Below are 19,127 nucleotides of genomic sequence, written 5' to 3'. Positions count from 1 at the left end.
CTGGAGGGCAATATTGCGGAAATACCGAAGCGGTGCCGATTCGCAATAACGGCAGTGCTAAAGCAGGCGATTACTCAACAGAACAGCCAATCCGTCTTCATACTAAAACGCCGGCAGAAGCGAAATTGCTCCTGCCGGCGTTGGCGTGCCTGCTTTTGCTGTTTACGGCTCGCGAAGAGGCCCGTTTTGGACCCTTACGCCTCCGTCGGCTCCACGCCCAGCTCGTTGCGGACGAGTTCGAAGGCCGCGGCGATGGCCTTGTCCATGTCGTAGTACTTGTAGCCGCCCAGGCGACCGGCAAAGATAACGTCGCCCTCCTGCGCCGCCAACTCCTCGTACTGCTTGTAGAGGGCCTCGTTCTTGGCGTCGTTGATGGGGTAGTAGGGCTCGTCGCCGGGCTTCCAGTCGGCCGGGTACTCGCGCGTGATGACGGTCTTGTCCTGCGTGCCGAACTCGAAGTGCTTGTGCTCGATGATGCGCGTGTAGGGGACCTCGCGCTCGGTGTAGTTGACCACGGCCACGCCCTGGTGGTCCTGCTCGTCGAGCGTCTCGGTCTCAAAGCGCAGGCTGCGGTACTCCAGCGTGCCCAGCTTGAAGTCGTAGAACGCGTCGATGGGTCCGCAGTAGATCGTCTTGGCGGCGATATCGGGCTCGGCGGCGATCAGCTCCTTGTACTCCACGCCGCAGCGGACCTCGACGCCCTCGAGCATGTTGGCGACCATCTTGGTGTAGCCGCCCATGGGGATGCCCTGGTAGCGGTCGTTGAAGTAGTTGTTGTCGTAGGTGAAGCGGCAGGGGAGGCGCTTGATGATGCTCGCGGGCAGGTCCTTGCAGTCGCGGCCCCACTGTTTCTCGGTGTAGCCCTTCACGAGCGTCTCGAAGATGTCACGGCCGACGAGCGACAGCGCCTGCTCCTCAAGGTTGGCCGGCTCGCCGATGTTTTCGGCGGCCACCTGCTCGGCGATCTTAGCGCGGGCGTCGGCCGGCGTGACGACGCCCGGCCACATCTTGGCGAAGGTGTTCATGTTGAAGGGCATGTTGTACATGTTGCCGTGGAAGTTGGCGACCGGCGAGTTGACGTAGTTGTTGAACTCGGCGAAGCGGTTGACGTAGTCCCAGACGTCTTTCATGGAGGTGTGGAAGATGTGGGCGCCGTAACGGTGGACCTGGATGCCCTCGACGTCCTCGGTGTAGATGTTGCCGGCGATGTGGTCGCGGCGGTCGATGACCAGGACCGACTTGCCGGCGCGCTTGGCGGCGTTGGCAAAGACGGCGCCCGAAAGGCCGGCGCCGACGACGAGGTAATCGTACTGGGACATGGATATGCTCCTTTGTATGTCAATCGAACAGGTACTTAAGTTTTGGGGCAAACAAACCTGATTATTTTGTTCCATGGATTAGTGTAGCAGATGTTCTTTCAGCAGCTTCAACGCATGGGCGTAGCCCTGGGGGCCTTCGCCGGTGATAGTGGCAAAGCAGGCCAGGCGGGCGTAGCTTACCTGGCGGAAGTCCTCGCGCGTCTCGACGGCACTGATGTGGACCTCGACGGCGGGGATGGCGACGGCCTTGAGGGCGTCCAGGATCGCCACGCTCGTGTGCGTGTAAGCCGCCGGGTTGATGACGATGCCGTCGACCTTGCCGTATGCCTCCTGGATCTTGTCGACGATGCTGCCCTCGTGGTTGGACTGGAAGACCTCGACCTCGTCGAAGCCCTGTGCGGAGCCGGCCTCCTTGCAGATCTGGACCAAGCGGTCGTAGTTGTCGCTGCCGTAGATGCCCGGCTCGCGAATGCCGAGCATGTTGAGGTTGGGTCCATTGATGACGAGAGCTTTCATGGTTGCTTCCTTTGCAGTCGGAAAACCACCACAAAGGTGCCTGTCCCCTTTGTGGTGGTTTTGGTTAGAGAGCGGGTGGGAGGGTGTCGAGGAGGGCTCGGGCGGTGTTGGCTGCGCAGTCGCGTGAGTCGATGATGTAGTCGGCCCAGGCGCGGTAGCGCGGCATGCGCTGCTCGGCCAGCTTGTCGATACCGTCGCGGGCGGTGATGGGGCGACCCTTGTGGGCGAGCTCATCGAGCTTACGGTTGAGCATCACAATCTGGCTGTTCTGGTGCAGCAGCGGATAGTTCTCGTCTCGCGTGACGACGCCGCCGCCGGTGGAGAGCACCAGGCCACTGCGCTTGGAGAGGTCGGCCAGGGCCGCCGTTTCCTGCTCGCGGAAGGCCGGCTCGCCGCGTTCGACGATAAAGTCGGCGCAAGACATACCCAGACGCTCCTCGAGGGCGCGGTCCAGGTCGATGTGCTCGCGGCCGGTGAGCAGGGCGATCTGCTCACCCACGCGGGTTTTGCCCGAGCCCGGCATGCCGATCAGGGCAATGTTCTGCTCGCGGTGAGACAGGCGCTCCGTCACGTCCAGGATGCGCTCGCGCGGGGTGACCTGGCCGGTATAGCGCTCGACGGCTTGCGCCGCTTGGGCCACAAGCATAAGCAAACCGCCGATGCAGGGGATGCTGCGACGCTCGGCTTCGAGCATGAGTCCCGTGCGGGCGGGGTTGTAGACGATATCGATGACGCCCTCGAGCGCGTCGAGGCCCTCGAGCGTGCAAGGCGCATCGGGGCAGTGGGGGAACATACCGGCAGGCGTGCAGTTGACGAGCAACGCGGCGTCGCGCTGCTGTGCGATGTTGTCGTAGTTGACCTCGCTCGCGCGTCCCACAGGCACCACGATCGCGCCCAGGTCGCCCAGCACCATGCTGGCCGTGGTGCCGGCGCCTCCGGTGGCTCCGAGCACGAGGACCTTCTTGCCGGCAATCTCCACGCCCAGCTCCTCTACCAGGCACTGGAAGCCGAAGTAGTCGGTGTTGTCGCCGCGCAGACGGCCATCGGGCAGACGCGTGATCGTGTTGACGTTGCCCATGCGTTCGGCCAGGGTACTCAGCTCGTCCAGGTAGTCCATGACGGCGCGCTTGTAGGGGATGGTCACGTTGGTGCCCTCCCATTCCTCACCCGTCATAAAGGTCTCAAGATCCTCGGGCTCACGCTCAAAACGCACGTACTCAAGCCCCGCGAGCTCCTTGTAGATGGTCGGGGTGTAGCTGTGGCCCAGCACACGGCCCAGCACGCCGTAGGGGCGGGTTGTGGCGACGCCAGTCATCTAGAGCACCTCCGTGTAGCTGCCAAAGTAGGTGAAGCTCTCGCACACGTCGTCGATTGAGTCGAGCAGGTCGTCGAGGGCTTTGCTGCCAAAGGGGCAGTCCAGATCGAAGTAGAACATAAACTCAAAGTCGCGCCCGGGGATGGGGCGGCTCTCGAGCTTGATAAGGTTGATGTTGAGCGCATAGAAGCGCTCGAGCACTCGATAGAGCGCGCCCGGCTCGTTGGCCGTGGTGATCATGAGCGAGGTGCGGTTAGCGCCGGGATAGACGCGTGGCTCGCGACTGATGACGACGAAGCGCGTGTAGTTGTTGTCCGAGTCCTGAATGTTGGGCTCCAGCACCTCCAGACCGTAGAGCACCGCGCAACTGCGCGAGGCGATGGCGGCGACGTCGTTGCGTTCGGAGTTGGCGACCATTTCGGCCGACATAGCCGTGTTGAGATACTTGGTGGCGTGCAGATCGTGCGCCTCGATAAAGCCGGCGCATTGCGCGATGGCCTGACCGTGGCTATAGACCTCACGAACATCCTGCAGCTTGGTGCCAGGCTTGACGAGCAGGTTGTGGTCGATCTTGAGGCGCAGCGAGCGCACAATGTGGAAGTCGAACTGCGCGAGCAGGTCGTAGACCGCGTTGACCGAGCCGGCGGTGGAGTTCTCGATGGGCAGCACGCCAAACTCGCAGAAGCCGTCTCGCACAGCGCGCATGACACCTTCGAAGGTCTCGAAGAACGCGATATCGGGCACGTCGAAGAGCTTGCACGCGGCGATTTGGCTGTAGGCGCCCTCAACGCCCTGGCAGGCGACGCTGGCAGTCTGGGGAAAGGGCGTGTCGAAGGCCTCGGCAGTGGCGCGGGCCTTTTGAGAGACCGTGATGCCCTTGAGCTCGTTGATATAGCGCTGCTGCTCGGCCTTGCTCATACTCATGAGGAGGCGGAACAGCGCGATGGTCTGCGCCTCGTAGCGCTCGGGCGCTCGGCCGGCAAGGTCGTTGAGCTTGGAGCGCTCGCGGGCGGGGTCGAAGACGGCCTTGCCCATCTCGATTTTTGATTTGGCGACCTTGGCGGCAATGTCCATACGTTCGACAAAACTGTTGAGGAGCGTGGTGTCGATGCCATCGATGGTCTGGCGGATGTCAGCAAGGTCCATGGGGACCCCTTTCGTGAATGGTTATACGGGGGTAGTTAATTTGGGACGGGGCTATTTTAGCTACCCTTTGACTGTCGACGAATCGATGGGTGCCAGCGCAGATATCAACTGGCATATGGGGGGGGTAGCTAAAATAGCCCCGTCCCAAATTAACTACCCTTGGGGTGGGTGGACTAAAACTGGGCGGCGTCTTCTAGGAGGGTGTCCCAGATGGCCAGCGCTGCGGCTGCTTCGGCTACGGGGACGGCGCGCGGGACGATGCAGGGATCGTGGCGGCCGTGGACCGAGAGCTCGGCATTTTCCATAGCGTCCATGTCCACCGTCTGCTGCTCGCGGCCAATGGAGGGCGTGGGCTTTACGGCCATGCGCCACATGACGGGTGCGCCGGTTGAAATGCCGCCCAGGATGCCGCCGGCATTATTGGACTCGACCTCGATCTTGCCAGTCTCGGCATCGATGCGATATGGGTCGTTGTTCTCGCTGCCGCGCATGGCGGCTACGGCAAAGCCCATGCCAAACTCCACGCCCTTTACGGCGGGAATGCCAAACGCTATCTGCGCGATGCGGTTCTCGATGCCGTCGAACATGGGGTCGCCGATGCCCGCGGGAAGCCCGTAGATGCCGCACTCCACGATGCCGCCGATGCTGTCGAGCTCGTCGCGCGCGGCCAGAATCTCCTCGCGCATGCGACCGGCGGCCGCGGCGTCGATGCAGGGCAGGTCGTTCGTAAGGATTGCCTTGCGGTCGGCCTCGCGATAGACCATATCGTCCATCGGCAGGTCGGAGATACCGCCGATCTGCGCGACGTGCGCCATGACCTTAATGCCGCGGGCCTCGAGCGCCTGCAGCGCGATGCCGCCGGCGATGCACAAGGGAGCCGTCAGACGACCGGAGAAGTGTCCGCCGCCGGCGACGTCGTGCATGTTGTGGTACTTCACGCGCGCCGGAAAGTCTGCGTGCCCGGGGCGGGGCTTGCGGCGCAGCTCGGAATAGTCCTTGGAGCGCGTGTTGGTGTTCTCAATAATCGCGGCGATGGGTGCGCCGGTGGTGTGTCCATCGACCACACCGGCGATGATATGCGCGGCGTCGGCCTCGCGGCGCTTGGTCGCGGTCTCGTCGCGACCGGGGGCGCGACGGTCCAAAAAGGCCTGCAGCTGCTCCTGGTCAATGGCAATACCGGCAGGAATGCCGTCGAGTGAGCAGCCGATAGCAGGGGAGTGCGACTGGCCGAAAATGCTCAGATGCAAAACGTTGCCAAAGGTCGAGGACATGCTATTCCTCCTCGAGCGTGACCTTGCCGCCCAATAGGCGGTAGTGGTCGAAGAAATCGGGATAGGACTTGTTGACGGCCTCGGCGCCGTGGATCACGACCTCGCCGGTGGCGCGACTCGCGGCGATGGCGGCCATCATGGCGATGCGGTGGTCGTTGTGCGAATCGACCTCGCCGCCGGTAAAGGCATCGACGCCCTTGATGATGAGGTCGTCACCGGCGATGCGCACCTGCGCGCCTAGCGCGGTGAGCTCGCGGGTGGTGGTGACCAGACGGTCAGATTCCTTGATGCGCAGGCGCGCGCAGTCACGGATGAACGTGCGGCCCTGAGCCAGCGATGCCACGGCCGAGATGACGGGCACCAGGTCCGGAATGTCGTGGGCGCTCATCTCAAAGCCGGCGAGCTTGTCGGACTGGACGGTGGCGGCGTTCGTGGAGCGCACGATGCGGGCGCCAAAGCGCGAAAGCGCGGCGAGCACGTTGCGGTCGCCCTGTGCGGAGCTCAGTGACACGCCTTCCACGGTGATGGGGTCGGAGCCGATGGCGCCGGCACACAGCCAAAAGGCGGCGTTGGACCAGTCGCCCTCGACGGCTACGCTGCCGGGCGTGCGGTACGAGCCGCTGTTCACGCGGAAGTTCGTGACCTCGGGCTGGCCGTCCTTGGCCGGAATACGCTCGACGTTGACCTCGACGCCGAAGGCCTTCATGGCCTGGATCGTCAGGTTGATGTAGGGGCGGCTTTCGATGAGGCCGGTTACCTGCACGCAGGAGGGCTGGGCCAGCAGCGGGGCCGCCAGCAGCAGGCCGGAGATATACTGCGAGCTCACGTTGCCCGGAAGCACAAAGGTACCCGGGCGCATGCGGCCGCTCGTCTTGAGCGGAAAACCGCCTAGGCCCTGCAGGTCGCAACCGGCGGCAATGATCTCGTCCGAGAGCGGGGAGAGCGGGCGGGCGCCCAGGCGGCCCTGTCCCACAAAGGTTGCCTCCGCACCCAGCGCACAGGCGACAGGCAGCATAAAGCGCAGCGTTGAGCCACTCTCGCCACAGTCGAGCGTGCCGCCGGCAAGGGCCTTGAGCAGGCCAAACTCAATGCTCTTCATGGCGGGATGGACCTGGAAGCCGTCCTCGACGGTCTCGATGCGGGCGCCGAGCGCCGTGAGGCAGCGCACCGTGGCCTCGATATCGGCGCAGGTCGTGTTACAAGCAACGTGCGTCTCGCCGTTGGCAAGCGCGGCGCAGATGATGAGGCGATGCGCCATCGATTTGGACGCGATGGCGGGAACGGTGCCCTTGAGCGGGGAGGGGGCGATGCGGGCTAACATGCGGATGCGTCTCCCTTCTGGCCGAGGCCCTCGGCAATCAAATCGTGGAAGGTGGAAAGCGGCGTGCGGTCGATGCTGCAACGGCCAATGCCGTGCGGAATTACCAGGTCTATGGTGTCGCCCGCGCGCTTTTTGTCGTGGAGCGCCTCGGCAAAGATAGCATCGGCATCTAGATCGCAGCGGGTCTTGAGGCCGTGGCGGGCGCAGAGCTCCTCAATACGGCCGGGCAGCTCGGCATCGCAAACGCCATGCAGGGCTGCGGCACGCGTGATGATGCCCATGCCAATCGACACGCAGTTGCCGTGGCCGAGCTCAAAGTGCTCGCAGGCCTCAACGGCGTGCCCGGCGCTGTGGCCAAAGTTGAGGAGCTTGCGCTGATTGGTTTCGCGCTCGTCGGCAACGACCACGGCGCGCTTAATGTCGATATTGCGGGCGATGATGAGCGCCACGCGGGCCACGTCGCGGTTGAGCAGCTCAAGCGTGAGTGGGGTCTTCTCCAGCTCGGCGAAGAGCTCGGGGTCGGCGATCACGGCGTGCTTGACGACCTCGCCGCAGCCGTCGGCGAACTGCTCGGGCGTAAGGGTCGCCAGGCATCCCACGTCGGCGATGACCACGCTCGGCTGCCAAAAGGCGCCGGCCAGGTTCTTGCCGGCTGCCAGGTCGATGGCCGTCTTGCCGCCGACCGACGAATCCACCATGGCGAGCAGGCTTGTGGGAATCTGCACAAACTTGCAGCCGCGCATGTAGGTGGCGGCCACAAAGCCGGCTACGTCGCCCACGACGCCGCCGCCGAGCGCCACGATCACGTCGGAGCGCGAAAGCTCGTGCTCGGCCACAAACTCCAAAATGGCAACGTAGGTCTCGGCACGCTTATGGGCCTCGCCGGCCTCGAAGGTGCAGATGCTCACCTCGTAGCCTGCGGCCTCCAGGCTCTGCTTAACGGGCATCTGGTAGAGCGGGCCCACGTTGCTGTCCGTCACGATGACGGCGCGCGAGCCGCCGGCGGTGGCGCGTACGAGCGCGCCTGCCTGCTCCAGCAAAAAGGTGCCCACATGCACCTGGTAGGGGCGTGCGGTGTCGATATCGATGGTAATCGCCATAAGCTTCGGTCCTTTCGACCTGGCGTGATAGGTGGTCTAGTGGGAGGCCTCGTCGTCGAGCGCGCGCTTGATGCGGTCGCCCTCGGCAAGGAGATTCTCCAGATAGCGCTGGTCGCGGTCCTTAAGGGCGCGGCTGTAGGCGCCGAGCGACTCGATCAGATGGTCGATCTCGAAAGCGAGCGCGTCGGCGTCGTCGATCATGAGCTCGGACCACATCTGCGGATTGAGGTGTGCCACGCGGGTGAGGTCGCGATAGCTGCCGGCCGAAAAGCCGTGGTGAACCTGGGCGGTCGGGCTCTTAACATAGGCGTTGGAGACGACGTGCGCGAGCTGGCTCGTAAAGGCGATGACGCGGTCGTGCTCGGCGGCGCTCGTTACGCTGAACTTCCCAAAGCCTAAGGGACGCACCATCTCGCGCACCTGGCCCAAAAGCTCCAGCTTCAGCGCATCGTCCACCGCGGGCGGTACGAGCACGAGCGGTGCGCCCTGGAACAGGTCGGCGCGGGAGTGCGCGTAGCCCGAGAACTGCGTGCCCGCCATGGGGTGCGCGCCCACAAAGTAAAAGCCGTGCTCGTGTGCGAGCTCAAAGGCGCGCTCGCACACGATGCCCTTGACGCCCACGGTGTCGATCACCACGGGGCCCATGATGGCCTCGGTGTCGGTGGCGTCGGCGAGTGCCTGGGCGTGCGCCTCGAGCCACTCGATGCAGGCCTCGGGATAGCATGCCAGGACGATGATGTCGCATTCGCCGAGCGTCTCGTCGTTGAGCTCGCCGGCAACGGTGCCCATGCTGGCGGCCGTCATGACGTCGTCATCGGGGTCCCAGGCCAGCACGCGGACGCCCGCCTGCGCATAGCCGCGGGCAAAGCTGCCGCCGATGAGGCCCAGGCCCACGATGCCTGCGCACTTGGGGCCGCCCTGGTTAACGCGTGCGTTTCTCACCGTACCCATGGGCTACTCCTGAACGGTCTCTTGGCAGACGACCTCGCGGATGGCGCGGATGCGGCGCATGGTGTCGTCGAACTGGTCGGGGGTGAGCGCCTGAGCACCGTCGGACCAAGCGTGGCTCGGGTCGTCGTGGACCTCGATCTCCAGACCGTTGGCGCCGCAGGCAGTCGCGGCGAGCGCCATGGGCTCAACATAGCGGGTGTAACCGGTGGCGTGGCTGGGGTCGGCGACGACGGGCAGGTGCGACAGGTGGTGCAGCACCGGCACGGCGTTGAGGTCGAAGGTGTTGCGGGTGCGGGTCTCGAAGGTGCGGATGCCGCGCTCGCACAGGATGACGTTGTCGTTGCCCTCGCTCATGATGTACTCGGCTGCCATAAGCAGCTCGTCGACGGTGCCGGACATGCCGCGCTTGAGCAGGATCGGGGTCTGGGTCTTGCCGACCTCCTTGAGCAGGGGGAAGTTCTGCGCGTTGCGGGCGCCAATCTGCATGACGTCGATCTTTTTATCCAAGAAGACCTGCACGTCGCGCGGGTCCATGATCTCGGTGACGATCGGCATGTCGAGCTCGGCGGATGCTTCGCACAGCAGGTCCAGGCCGGCGGGACCCATGCCCTGGTAGGCGTACGGGGAGGTGCGGGGCTTGTAGGCGCCGCCGCGCAGCATCGTGGCGCCGGCGGCCTTCACGCGGCGGGCGATGCGGATGAGGTTCTCGCCCTCGACGGAGCACGGGCCGGCGATGACCTGGAACTGGTCGCCGCCGATCTTGACGCCGTGGCCGCAGTCGATGACGGAGTCCTCGGGGTGGAACTTGCGGTTGGCGCGCTTGAACGGCTCGGAGACGCGCTGCACGCGCTCGACGACGTCCATGGACTCGAGCAGGAACGGGTCGATCTTGGTCGTGTCGCCCACCAGGCCGATGATGGTCTCGTTCTCACCGCGCGAGACGTCGGTCTTGAGTCCCTTTTTCTCGATCCAGCTGACGATGTGGCCGACGGCCTCGTCGCTGGCGCTCTGCTTTAAAATCGCAATCATGGTGTGCCTCTCACCTCGATAGATAGCCCTTGCAAAAACGGCTCGCATCGCGAGCCGTTATATATGTGCATGAGAGTTTATACTATCTGACTCGCTTTTGCCGCCTAAAGCGCGCCGTCGCGGCGCGTCTCCCACGTAATTGCAAAGCTTTTTCTATTATTTTGTTAGCCCGCGGCGCACTTGGGTATAATGCCTAGCGTTCGCCCTATTAGCTCAGGGGATTAGAGCGTCTGCCTCCGGAGCAGAAGGCCGTTGGTTCGAATCCAACATGGGGCACCATCGAACGTAAGACCGTCCGAACCTCGCATGGTCCGGGCGGTTTTCTTATACCGACGCGACATGATGGGACGTGGTATGGCAGCAACGGATATCGAGCGCGGACTCTCGACCGCCGAGGTCGAGGAGCGCATCGCCGCCGGTAAGATCAACCGCAACATGGAGCTCAAGACCAAGTCGGTCAAAGAGCTCATCATCGAGAACCTCTGCACGCTGTTTAACTTGATCAACGTGGTCTTGGCGATTTTGGTGTTGCTGACCGGTTCGTTTAAGAACCTGACGTTTCTGTTCGTGGTGTTCTTGAACACGGCAATTGGCGTCATTCAGTCCATGCGTTCCAAGCGGATGGTCGACAAGCTTACGCTGCTCACCTCTAAGAAGGCCATCGCGGTGCGCGATGGCGCCGAGGTGGAGCTCGACCTGGACCAGATCGTGCTCGACGATATCATTCGCCTGGGGCGCGGTGACCAGATTCCCGCCGACGCCGTGGTGGTGTCGGGCGAGGCGCTCGTCAACGAGAGTCTGCTGACGGGCGAGAGCGATCTTATCAAAAAGCAGCCCGGCTCCGAGCTCATGAGCGGCAGCTTTATCGACTCAGGCCTGCTGCGCGCCCGCGTGATCCATGTCGGCGCCGATAACTACGTGGCAAAGATCAACAACGAGGCCAAGTACGTCAAAAAGGTCAATTCCGAGATCATGAACGCGCTCAACGCCATCGTGCGGTTCGCGAGCATTATCATGATTCCGCTTGGTCTGGCGCTCTTTTCCTCGAGTGTGAGCGAGCTGTGGGATGCCGCGGGAACCCCGGGCGATAGTGCGCTTTCCTGGTGCTTCTCCGAGCTGCTGGCCGGTCGTGTGCCTTCTTCGGCGCTGCTGTCCACGGTGGGTGCCCTGCTGGGCATGATTCCGCAGGGCCTGGTGCTGCTGACCTCGTCGGTGCTCGCGATTGCCACGGTGCGCCTGGCGCGTCGCAAGGTGCTGGCACAGCAGCTTTACTGCATCGAGACGCTCGCGCGCGTCGACGTGCTGTGCCTGGACAAGACGGGCACCATTACCTCGGGCCGTATGGAGGTCGAGGGCACCTATCCGCTGCCTGTTGAGGGTGTTGGCTTTGGCGCGGACTCGGACGAGGCGGCTGTTCCCGTCGAGACCACGGTGCTCGACTTTGCGCTCGCCAACGTGGCGCGTGCGACCTCGGCAGATGCCAACGAGACCTGCCAGGCGCTGCTCAACTACTACGCCGATCGTCCGGTCGAGGTGTCCGAGCCGCTGTCGGTCATTCCGTTCTCGTCGTCCAAAAAATGGAGCGGCGCGTCGTTTGCGCAGGGCTCCTATGTAATGGGCGCTGCGCAGTTTGTGCTCTCTAATCGCGCATTTGCGCAGGTTGAGAATCGTGTGGCCGAGCTTGCCGATACCTGCCGCGTGCTTGTGGTGGCCCGCGTGGACGGCTTTACGCCCGACGGCGATATGGTGGGCGAGGCCGAGCCCGTGGGCTTTGTGACCATCCGCGATGAGATTCGCACCTCGGCGGCCGAGACTATCGGCTACTTTAACGAGCAGGGCGTGACCCTCAACGTGATCAGCGGCGACGATCCGCGTACGGTATCGTCGATCGCGCGGGTGGTGGGCGTGCCCGGGGCGGATGCCTACGTGGACGCGACGACCCTCGATACGCCTGCTAAGCTCGATGCGGCGGTGGACCGCTATCACGTCTTTGGGCGTGTGACGCCGCAGCAGAAGCGCGAGCTCGTACAGGCGCTCAAACGCCGCGGGCACACCGTGGCCATGACGGGCGACGGCGTCAACGACGTGCTGGCGCTCAAGGAGGCCGACTGCTCCGTGGCGATGGCCGCCGGCTCCGATGCCGCGCGCAATGTGGCCGAGATCGTTCTCGTCGATAACGACTTTGCCTCGATGCCCGCTGTGGTGGCCGAGGGCCGTCGTTCTATTAATAACCTTCAGCGCTCTGCCGCGCTCTTTTTGACCAAGACGCTTTTCTCGATGGGCCTGGCGGCGCTGTGCATCGCGCTGCCGCCGTATCCCTTCGAGCCCATTCAGATGACGCTCATCAACTTCTTCTGCATCGGCGCGCCGGGCTTTGTTCTGGGCTTGGAGCCCAACAACGCCCGCGTGAAGGGATCGTTCTTGACCAACGTGCTTAAGCGTGCGCTGCCGGCGTCGATTGCGGTCATTTTGGCCGCGGCGCTCGATATCTTTGTGGCGCGCGTATTTGGCTTTAGCCAGCTTACGCTTTCGACCATGTGCCTGCTCACGTCGTGCGCGGCGAGTGTCAGCCTGATCTGGCGCATCTCGCAGCCGCTCACGTCCTTGCGCGTGGTGCTTTTCGTGTTTGTCATCGCTGGTATTTTGACGGGCGTTATCGGGTTCCCGGGGCTGCTGTCCATCGCCAACCTGTCGATGGGCCAGATTGTCATCTTGGCGGTTATCGTTGTCTTTACCTGCGCGGTGTTCTTTAAGCTTGCCACGATGATGGACTCGCTTAAGCCTCGTCGCCGTCATGCGGCCACCGGTTTTGGCCGTGGCGTGCGCGTTCGCCTGGGTCGCGGCGGCGGCAAGGTGAGCTCGACGGGATCGACCGCCGAGCGTTTTGCCAAGCGCGTTGCCGCCGATATGGCGCAGCGCCGTGAGGCGCGCACTGTCCGCGAGGCCGAGGCCCGTGCACTCGAGGGCGTGGAAAAGGCCCAGCCCAAGAATAAGAAGAGCGCTGGTACCAAGCGCTCCCGCGTGACCAAATCGGCCCAGGGCATCAAAGTCTCGATGCCGAGCAAGAAGAAGTAATCTCACAGGGTAGCTAATTTGGGACGGGGCTTTTTTAGCTACTCCGGCTGACGACGCGCTCTATTTGTTCGATTGGCGGCCAGGGTAGCTAAAAAAGCCCCGTCCCAAATTAGCTACCCTGGCGATGTTGAATTGGTGCCTTGCGCTTGTGGGGCCGTGTCGATGTTATGCTCTAACCTCAATTGTTTGAATTGCTTCGGAAAGAGGATGCCGTGATCTGCCCGCATTGCCTAAAGACCATCGAGGACGGCGCCTCGTTCTGCCCCTATTGCAACGCATATGTTGGTCCGGGCGATGGCCCCGAGCATACCGAGTTCGTGTTCTGCGACGGCTGCGGCGCACGTCTGTCCCCGCATGACCGTACCTGTCCCAAGTGTGGACGCCCCGCGCCAGGCATCCTTTCCGAGGACGCGGCCGCATCCGACCTGGCCGCAGGGCGCACGGCCGGCTTTCCGCGCCTGACGCAGGAGCAGATCGATACCGAGGTGCCCCACGCGCCGGCATCTGCCGCCGCGGTGCTCTCCGACGCAGCCGACCCCAACGAGACCTGCGTGCTGCCTGCCTTCGATAAGGACTTTGGCATCCCCAAGGTCGATATCCCCACGCCGGTGTCCCTGCGCGATGATGCCCAGCCCAAAAAGCAAAAGCCCAAGCGCAAGGTCCACCCCGACGAGGATGCCTATCACAAGCACAAGCGCCATATCCCCAAACCGCTCATCGTCATCGCGGTGCTCGCCGCCGTGTGCGGTGGTGCGTATTGGTTTGTGACTGCCGATCCCATGGGCGTCATGCCCGGCTTCTACGACCAGTTTGGCCAGGCCGCCAAGACCACCTTCCCGTCGCGCCAAAAGGGCGAGGCCACCGAGAAAGAGTCCAAGCAAGAGGATACGTCCGAGGTCGTTCAGGAGGAGACCGTCTTAACCGACGACCAGCTCTACACCAGGCTCGACGGCCTGTACCAGACCATCGTGTCGTATAGCGACGAGGATCAGATCGGCGAGGTCATTGATTCGTTTAATAACGGCTATCTGCGTACACCGCTCTCCACACGTCAGGAACTGTCGCAAAGCGCCTATGCCCTGCGCGATCAGATTAAAAAGACCCAGGATGAGCTCAACAACCTCAAGGTTCAGGACGACACGGTCTATGCGGAGGACATCGATCATCTAAAGCAGCTTGCCCAGTGGATGTACGAGCGTGTCGACGTGATCTGCCAGAGCTGGGATATCTCGCTGTCCATTCCCGACGGCGAGTCGCTGAGCGCCCGTCAGAGCGAGATCCTGGCGCCCATCGCGCAAGGCGGCAACAGCGCGCTTAACCAGTACGACGCTAACGTGAGCGCATGGAGGCCGCAGCAGCGTTCGTAATTTGTTGCCCTCCGGCGGCATAACCTGCGTGCGCAATTGATGGAAGCCCGTGCTTATTGCTACAATTCGTACAAATATGCTTTAAACGCACGAGGAAGGAACCACATGTTTGGTTTTAAGAAAGAGCTCTATACGCCCGAGTACCAGCTCGTCGGTGACGAATGCGCGGTGATCGAGACGTCGAAGGGCACCATCAAGGTCAAGTTTGACGGTGAGGGCGCCCCCATCCATGTGGCGAACTTCTGCGAGCTTTCCACGATGGGCTTCTACGACGGCCTTAAGTTCCATCGCTATGTGCCCGGCTTTGTGATCCAGGGCGGCGACCCCAATACCCGCGATATGTCCGGCGCCGATGTCGATGCCGGCCTTGAGGGTCCCGACGGCATGCCCGGCACCGGCGGCCCCGGCTACTGCATCAAGGGCGAGTTTGCCACCAATCCGCGCAACAGCCATGTTGACGGCGCGCTTGCCATGGCCCGCTCCATGGATCCCGATTCCGCGGGCTCGCAGTTCTACTTCTGCCTGGGTGCCCAGCACAACCTCGACTCCGGCTATACCGTCTTTGGCACCACGGTCGAGGGCCTCGACGTCATCTCGCAGCTGCGCGCCGGCGACGAGATCGTTCATGTCGAGATCGTTCACGAGTAAAGGGGACTTCCTTGAATAGCCAGCTGATCCAACAGGGCCGCGCCGCTTATCGCGCGGGTGATTTTTCCGCTGCCGCCCAGATGCTTGGCGCGGCAAAGACTCCCAACGAGATCATGGGTGAGGCCGACCACCTGCGCGGCAACGCCCTGATGCATCTTGGCATGTACGCCGAGGCCGCCGAGGCCTACGCCGCCGCCCTCAACGACGGCGCCTACGGCAAGCGCGGCGCCCTGCTCACCAACCGCGGCAAGGCACTCGCCGCGGTGGGCGACTACACCACGGCCGCCCAGGCGTTCTCTGCAGCTACCCAGGATGCTTCCTACGCCACGCCTTTTAAGGCCTACCTGGGTCTGGGCAACGCGCTGTTCCAGGCGGGCGACTTTGCCAACGCCGGCACTGCCTTCCGTCAGGCTGCCATCGACGGCGCCAACCCGGCTCCTGCCGCCGCCCTCGGCGATCTGGGCCGCTGCTTCATCAAGCTCGGCCGCCCCGCGGACGCCGTTGAGACCTACCGCACGGCTATCGACTTTGCCGGCCCGCGCGACGATACACGCGCCCTCAACGCCGGCATGGGCCAGGCGCTTTCCGCCGCCGGCCGTCCCTCCGATGCTCTCGATGCCTTTAACGCCGCTACCGCCGACGGCATCTACCAGCTCACGCCCGAGCAGGCAGACGAGCTTGCCCGCGTGCACGACTCGCTCGCCGCGCTTTCGGCCCAGACGGCCATGTCCACGGCCCCGGCTTCCGCGATGGACGCTCCCGCTGTCGACCCGCTCGATCCCACGGGCGCGACCGGTCAGTTTATGCCCGACCCCTCTGACACCGGCTTCTTTACGCTGTCCGAGTCCGAGATGGTCCAGCAGGACCGCAAGCAGGCCAAGGTTCGTCGTCGCCACCGCCACACGGGTCTTAAGATCTTCCTGGTGCTGCTTCTGCTCATCGTGATCGCTGCCGGCGGTCTTGGCTATGCTTATACGCGCGGCATGGGCTACCCCTCGCAGGAGTCCGTCATTACCGACCTGTTCCAAGCTGCCGGTGACGGCGATACCGCCAAGGCCGAGTCCTGCCTGGCCTCGAGCCTGTCCGAGGACGCCAAGGCGATGATCATCTCCTCGATCCCGCAGGGCGCCACCGTCTCCATCGAGGGTATGGATCAGTCCATGACCGAGACCACCGCCAAGGTGAAGGCTTCGCTGTCCAAGGGCGGCGAGCAGGAGTACACCGTTAAATTCGTGCGCTCCGACAACCATATCGGTTGGGCCGTCTCCTCGCTCGACATCGATTTCTCGGCCGCTGACAACCAGTAGTGACCTTATGAGATTTGGCTCTGCCCGGCGCTTCACCGCAAGTGAGGTGCCGGGCTTGCGCTAGTATGATGGGCTAGTAGTTTTCCAGCAATCATCCAACACATCAGGAGTTGCGTTGTTTTCTTTGATGGATATGTTCTTCGGTAGCTATGCGGGCGATCTCGCCATCGACCTCGGCACCGCCAATACGCTTGTCTCCGTGCGCGGCAAGGGCATCGTCATCCGCGAGCCGTCCGTTGTCGCTATCGACAAGAACGACGAGCGCATCCTGGCAGTCGGCATCGAGGCCAAGCGAATGCTCGGCCGTACGCCCGGCAACATCGTGGCCGTTCGTCCCCTTAAGGACGGCGTCATCGCCGACTTCGATGTCACCGAGGCCATGCTTCGCTACTTTATCGACAAGGCTTCCGAGAAGCGCTATCCGTGGACTCCGCGTCCACGCGTCGTCGTCTGCGTTCCCTCCGGCGTCACATCGGTCGAGAAGCGCGCCGTCTTTGAGGCTACGATTCAGGCAGGCGCTCGCCAGGCCTATCTGATCGAGGAGCCCATGGCGGCTGCCATCGGCGCCGACCTGCCCGTCGAGGAGCCCACGGGCTCCATGGTCATCGATATCGGCGGCGGCACCACCGAGGTCGCCGTTATCGCTATGGGCGGTATTGTCGTGTCGCAGTCCATCCGCATTGCCGGCGACGAGTTCGACCAGGCTATCCTCACCCATGTTCGCGATGCCTACAACCTGGCTATCGGCGAGCGCACAGCCGAGGACATCAAGATCAAGGTCGGCTCCGCCGTGCCGCTCAAGGACGAGCTCGACGTCGAGGTCAACGGACGCGACGTTATCACGGGCCTGCCTAAGACCGTGCGCATCGAGAGCGAGGAGATTCGTCGCGCGCTTAACAAGCCGCTCGACGAGATGGCCAAGGCCGTTAAGGACGCTCTGGACGCCACGCCGCCCGATCTTGCCTCGGACCTTATGTACTACGGCATTCTGCTGACCGGCGGCGGTGCGCTGCTGCGCGGCCTCGACGTGCGCCTGCGCGACGAGACCGGCGTTTCGGTCAACGTCAGCCCCACGGCGCTCGATAACGTCGTAAACGGCTGCGCCCGCGTGCTCGAGGCCAACGCCTTTGACGGTGGCTTCGTCCAAACCAATGCTTAATTTCCAAAAGGTGGATTCCATTTGGCACGATCTTCGGGTTTCTCTCCAAATCTGAATACCAAGCGACAATCAACGGGTATGCGCCCGTTGATTGTTTTCAGCCTGATTTCGGTGTTGCTGCTCACGTTTTATATCCGTGAGGGCGAGGCCGGGCCGATTCATGCCGTGCGCTCGGGCGTGACGACGATTACCTCGCCGGTGCGCTTTTTGGGCTCGGCCGTGGCGGCTCCCTTCAACGCGATCGGCAACGTGTTCTCCAACCTCACGGCTTCGCAGGAGTCGCTCGATGACCTCAAGAAGCAAAACGAGGTGCTGACCTCTAAGGTCGCAGAGCTTTCCGAGGCTCAAAAGACTGCCGAGCGCCTGGAGGGCCTGGTCGGGCTGCAATCGACCTACAACCTTAAGTCGACTGCTGCTCGTATCGTCGGTGCGTCGGGTGATGCCTGGACCTCGACTGTTACCATCGACAAGGGATCTGCCGACGGCCTTACCATCAACATGCCCGTGACGAGTTCTGCCGGTGTTATCGGCCAGATTATCGAGGTATCGGCCAAGACCTCTACCGTGCGCCTGATTGGCGACGAGAACTCGGGCGTGTCGGCTATGGTGCAGGACACGCGCGCCCAGGGCATGCTGCAGGGTCAGGCTGATGGCACCCTGCGTCTTGAGTACGTGAGCGTCGACTCCGACGTCAAAGTGGGCGACATCATCGTGACCTCTGGCATTGGCGGCGTGTTCCCCAAGGGCCTGCCGCTCGGCACTGTTTCCTCGGTGGAGAAGTCGGCCAACGATGTGTATTACACCATCGTCGTCCGCGCTCAGACCACGGCAGAGAATAACGAGGAGGTGCTCGTCATCACCTCGTTGACCGACGAACAGTCGGCCTCGGACGAGGACGTGAGCACCGCTAATAGTACGCCGCAGGGAACGTCGCGCGATGCTGCGACCAAGACGAAGGACGAGGGCTCGGATGACAGTTCCGACACGTCCGAGACGACCGATTCCGGCTCGAGCGAATAGGGGGCATGTCCATGGATCTACACGAGCAGGGGGCGAGCTCCCGCACGTTTGTAATCGCCGCCATTGTGTGCGTGCTGCTGCAGGCAGGCCTGGCGCCGCAGATCTCCATTGCGGGCGGTCGCGTCAACTTTATGATTATCCTGGTGTGCCTGAGCGTGTTCTCGGGCGATCCCACACGGGCTGTCGTCTGCGGTTTTTGCAGTGGCCTGTTCTATGATCTTTCCGCTGCCGTTCCGGTGGGCGTTATGTCGCTGCTGCTGACGGTGGGCAGTTTTGCCCTGGTGCACAGCGCGGCCGGTCAGACGAGCGGGTCCCCGAGCGCGCGCGGTATCACCGTGGGCGCCTTCGCGCTTGCCATCAACGTGGTCTACAGCATCATCTTGCTGTTTATGGGTCTGGAGACGAGCTTTGTGGTGGCTGTTTTTGGACACGCCCTGCCGTCTTCGATCCTGACGGGTCTGGTTGCCATTCCGTTTTTGATGTCCGGTGTCGTGCCGCAGTCTGGTTACGGATTCTCCGCACGCGGTGGTCATCAGACGGGCATGCGCTTTAAGCCCAAGACCCGCAAACTCAAATAGGGGAG

16 protein-coding genes and 1 tRNA gene are annotated in these 19,127 nt (G+C 63.0%); 8 read left to right on the top strand and 9 right to left on the bottom strand.

The features are described from left to right. Positions 1-194: 194 nt before the first annotated feature. From glf to aroF, 9 genes are all read right to left on the bottom strand, one after another. On the bottom strand, positions 195-1,319 hold the full coding sequence (glf, locus tag ACEXKH_RS03760) for a UDP-galactopyranose mutase (RefSeq protein WP_373573132.1): 1,125 nt from the start codon (positions 1,317-1,319) through the stop codon (positions 195-197). Positions 1,320-1,397: 78 nt separating this feature from the next. Continuing rightward, positions 1,398-1,835: a type II 3-dehydroquinate dehydratase gene (gene aroQ, locus ACEXKH_RS03755; protein WP_373573131.1), complete on the bottom strand. Its 438-nt coding sequence runs from the start codon at positions 1,833-1,835 to the stop codon at positions 1,398-1,400. Between the two features lie 64 nt (positions 1,836-1,899). Next, the gene (locus ACEXKH_RS03750) at positions 1,900-3,150 is read right to left on the bottom strand and encodes a shikimate kinase (RefSeq protein ID WP_373573130.1); all 1,251 of its coding nucleotides are present in this window, start codon (positions 3,148-3,150) and stop codon (positions 1,900-1,902) included. After that, the gene (pheA, locus tag ACEXKH_RS03745) at positions 3,151-4,296 is read right to left on the bottom strand and encodes a prephenate dehydratase (protein ID WP_373573129.1); all 1,146 of its coding nucleotides are present in this window, start codon (positions 4,294-4,296) and stop codon (positions 3,151-3,153) included. Between the two features lie 173 nt (positions 4,297-4,469). Continuing rightward, positions 4,470-5,567, bottom strand: a complete 1,098-nt coding sequence (aroC, locus tag ACEXKH_RS03740; protein WP_373573128.1) for a chorismate synthase — start codon at positions 5,565-5,567, stop codon at positions 4,470-4,472. Position 5,568: 1 nt separating this feature from the next. Further along, entirely contained in the window at positions 5,569-6,888 is a 1,320-nt protein-coding gene (gene aroA, locus ACEXKH_RS03735; RefSeq protein ID WP_373573127.1) for a 3-phosphoshikimate 1-carboxyvinyltransferase, read from the bottom strand. Next, the gene (gene aroB / locus ACEXKH_RS03730; protein ID WP_373573126.1) at positions 6,882-7,988 is read right to left on the bottom strand and encodes a 3-dehydroquinate synthase; all 1,107 of its coding nucleotides are present in this window, start codon (positions 7,986-7,988) and stop codon (positions 6,882-6,884) included. The genes aroA and aroB overlap by 7 nt, the downstream gene beginning before the upstream one ends. A 36-nt stretch (positions 7,989-8,024) precedes the next feature. Beyond that, positions 8,025-8,939 (bottom strand): prephenate dehydrogenase, encoded by a 915-nt coding sequence (locus ACEXKH_RS03725; RefSeq protein WP_373573125.1) that lies wholly within the window; start codon positions 8,937-8,939, stop codon positions 8,025-8,027. Between the two features lie 3 nt (positions 8,940-8,942). Continuing rightward, on the bottom strand, positions 8,943-9,968 hold the full coding sequence (gene aroF / locus ACEXKH_RS03720; RefSeq protein WP_373573124.1) for a 3-deoxy-7-phosphoheptulonate synthase: 1,026 nt from the start codon (positions 9,966-9,968) through the stop codon (positions 8,943-8,945). 202 nt (positions 9,969-10,170) lie between these two features. Here aroF and ACEXKH_RS03715 point away from each other — a divergent pair. From ACEXKH_RS03715 to ACEXKH_RS03680, 8 genes are all read left to right on the top strand, one after another. Continuing rightward, a tRNA-Arg gene (locus ACEXKH_RS03715) sits at positions 10,171-10,247 on the top strand. Positions 10,248-10,322: 75 nt separating this feature from the next. After that, entirely contained in the window at positions 10,323-13,043 is a 2,721-nt protein-coding gene (locus tag ACEXKH_RS03710) for an HAD-IC family P-type ATPase (RefSeq protein WP_373573123.1), read from the top strand. A gap of 212 nt (positions 13,044-13,255) precedes the next feature. Continuing rightward, entirely contained in the window at positions 13,256-14,410 is a 1,155-nt protein-coding gene (locus ACEXKH_RS03705; RefSeq protein ID WP_373573122.1) for a zinc ribbon domain-containing protein, read from the top strand. A 105-nt stretch (positions 14,411-14,515) separates the two neighbouring features. Then, entirely contained in the window at positions 14,516-15,058 is a 543-nt protein-coding gene (locus ACEXKH_RS03700) for a peptidylprolyl isomerase (protein ID WP_373573121.1), read from the top strand. Between the two features lie 11 nt (positions 15,059-15,069). After that, entirely contained in the window at positions 15,070-16,365 is a 1,296-nt protein-coding gene (locus tag ACEXKH_RS03695; RefSeq protein ID WP_373573120.1) for a tetratricopeptide repeat protein, read from the top strand. Positions 16,366-16,492: 127 nt separating this feature from the next. Next, a complete protein-coding gene (locus ACEXKH_RS03690) occupies positions 16,493-17,524 on the top strand; it encodes a rod shape-determining protein (RefSeq protein ID WP_006236061.1) in 1,032 nt (343 codons plus the stop codon). A gap of 78 nt (positions 17,525-17,602) precedes the next feature. Further along, positions 17,603-18,544 carry a rod shape-determining protein MreC gene (gene mreC, locus ACEXKH_RS03685; RefSeq protein ID WP_373573119.1) on the top strand — a complete coding sequence of 314 codons (942 nt, stop codon included), beginning with the start codon at positions 17,603-17,605 and terminating at the stop codon, positions 18,542-18,544. A gap of 11 nt (positions 18,545-18,555) precedes the next feature. After that, positions 18,556-19,122 (top strand): rod shape-determining protein MreD, encoded by a 567-nt coding sequence (locus ACEXKH_RS03680; RefSeq protein ID WP_349090429.1) that lies wholly within the window; start codon positions 18,556-18,558, stop codon positions 19,120-19,122. Positions 19,123-19,127 lie beyond the last annotated feature (5 nt).

The sequence above is a fragment of the Collinsella aerofaciens ATCC 25986 genome (assembly GCF_964259375.1).
GTDB classification, from domain to species: domain Bacteria; phylum Actinomycetota; class Coriobacteriia; order Coriobacteriales; family Coriobacteriaceae; genus Collinsella; species Collinsella aerofaciens_BO.
This window is presented reverse-complemented; position numbering and strand designations above follow the sequence as displayed.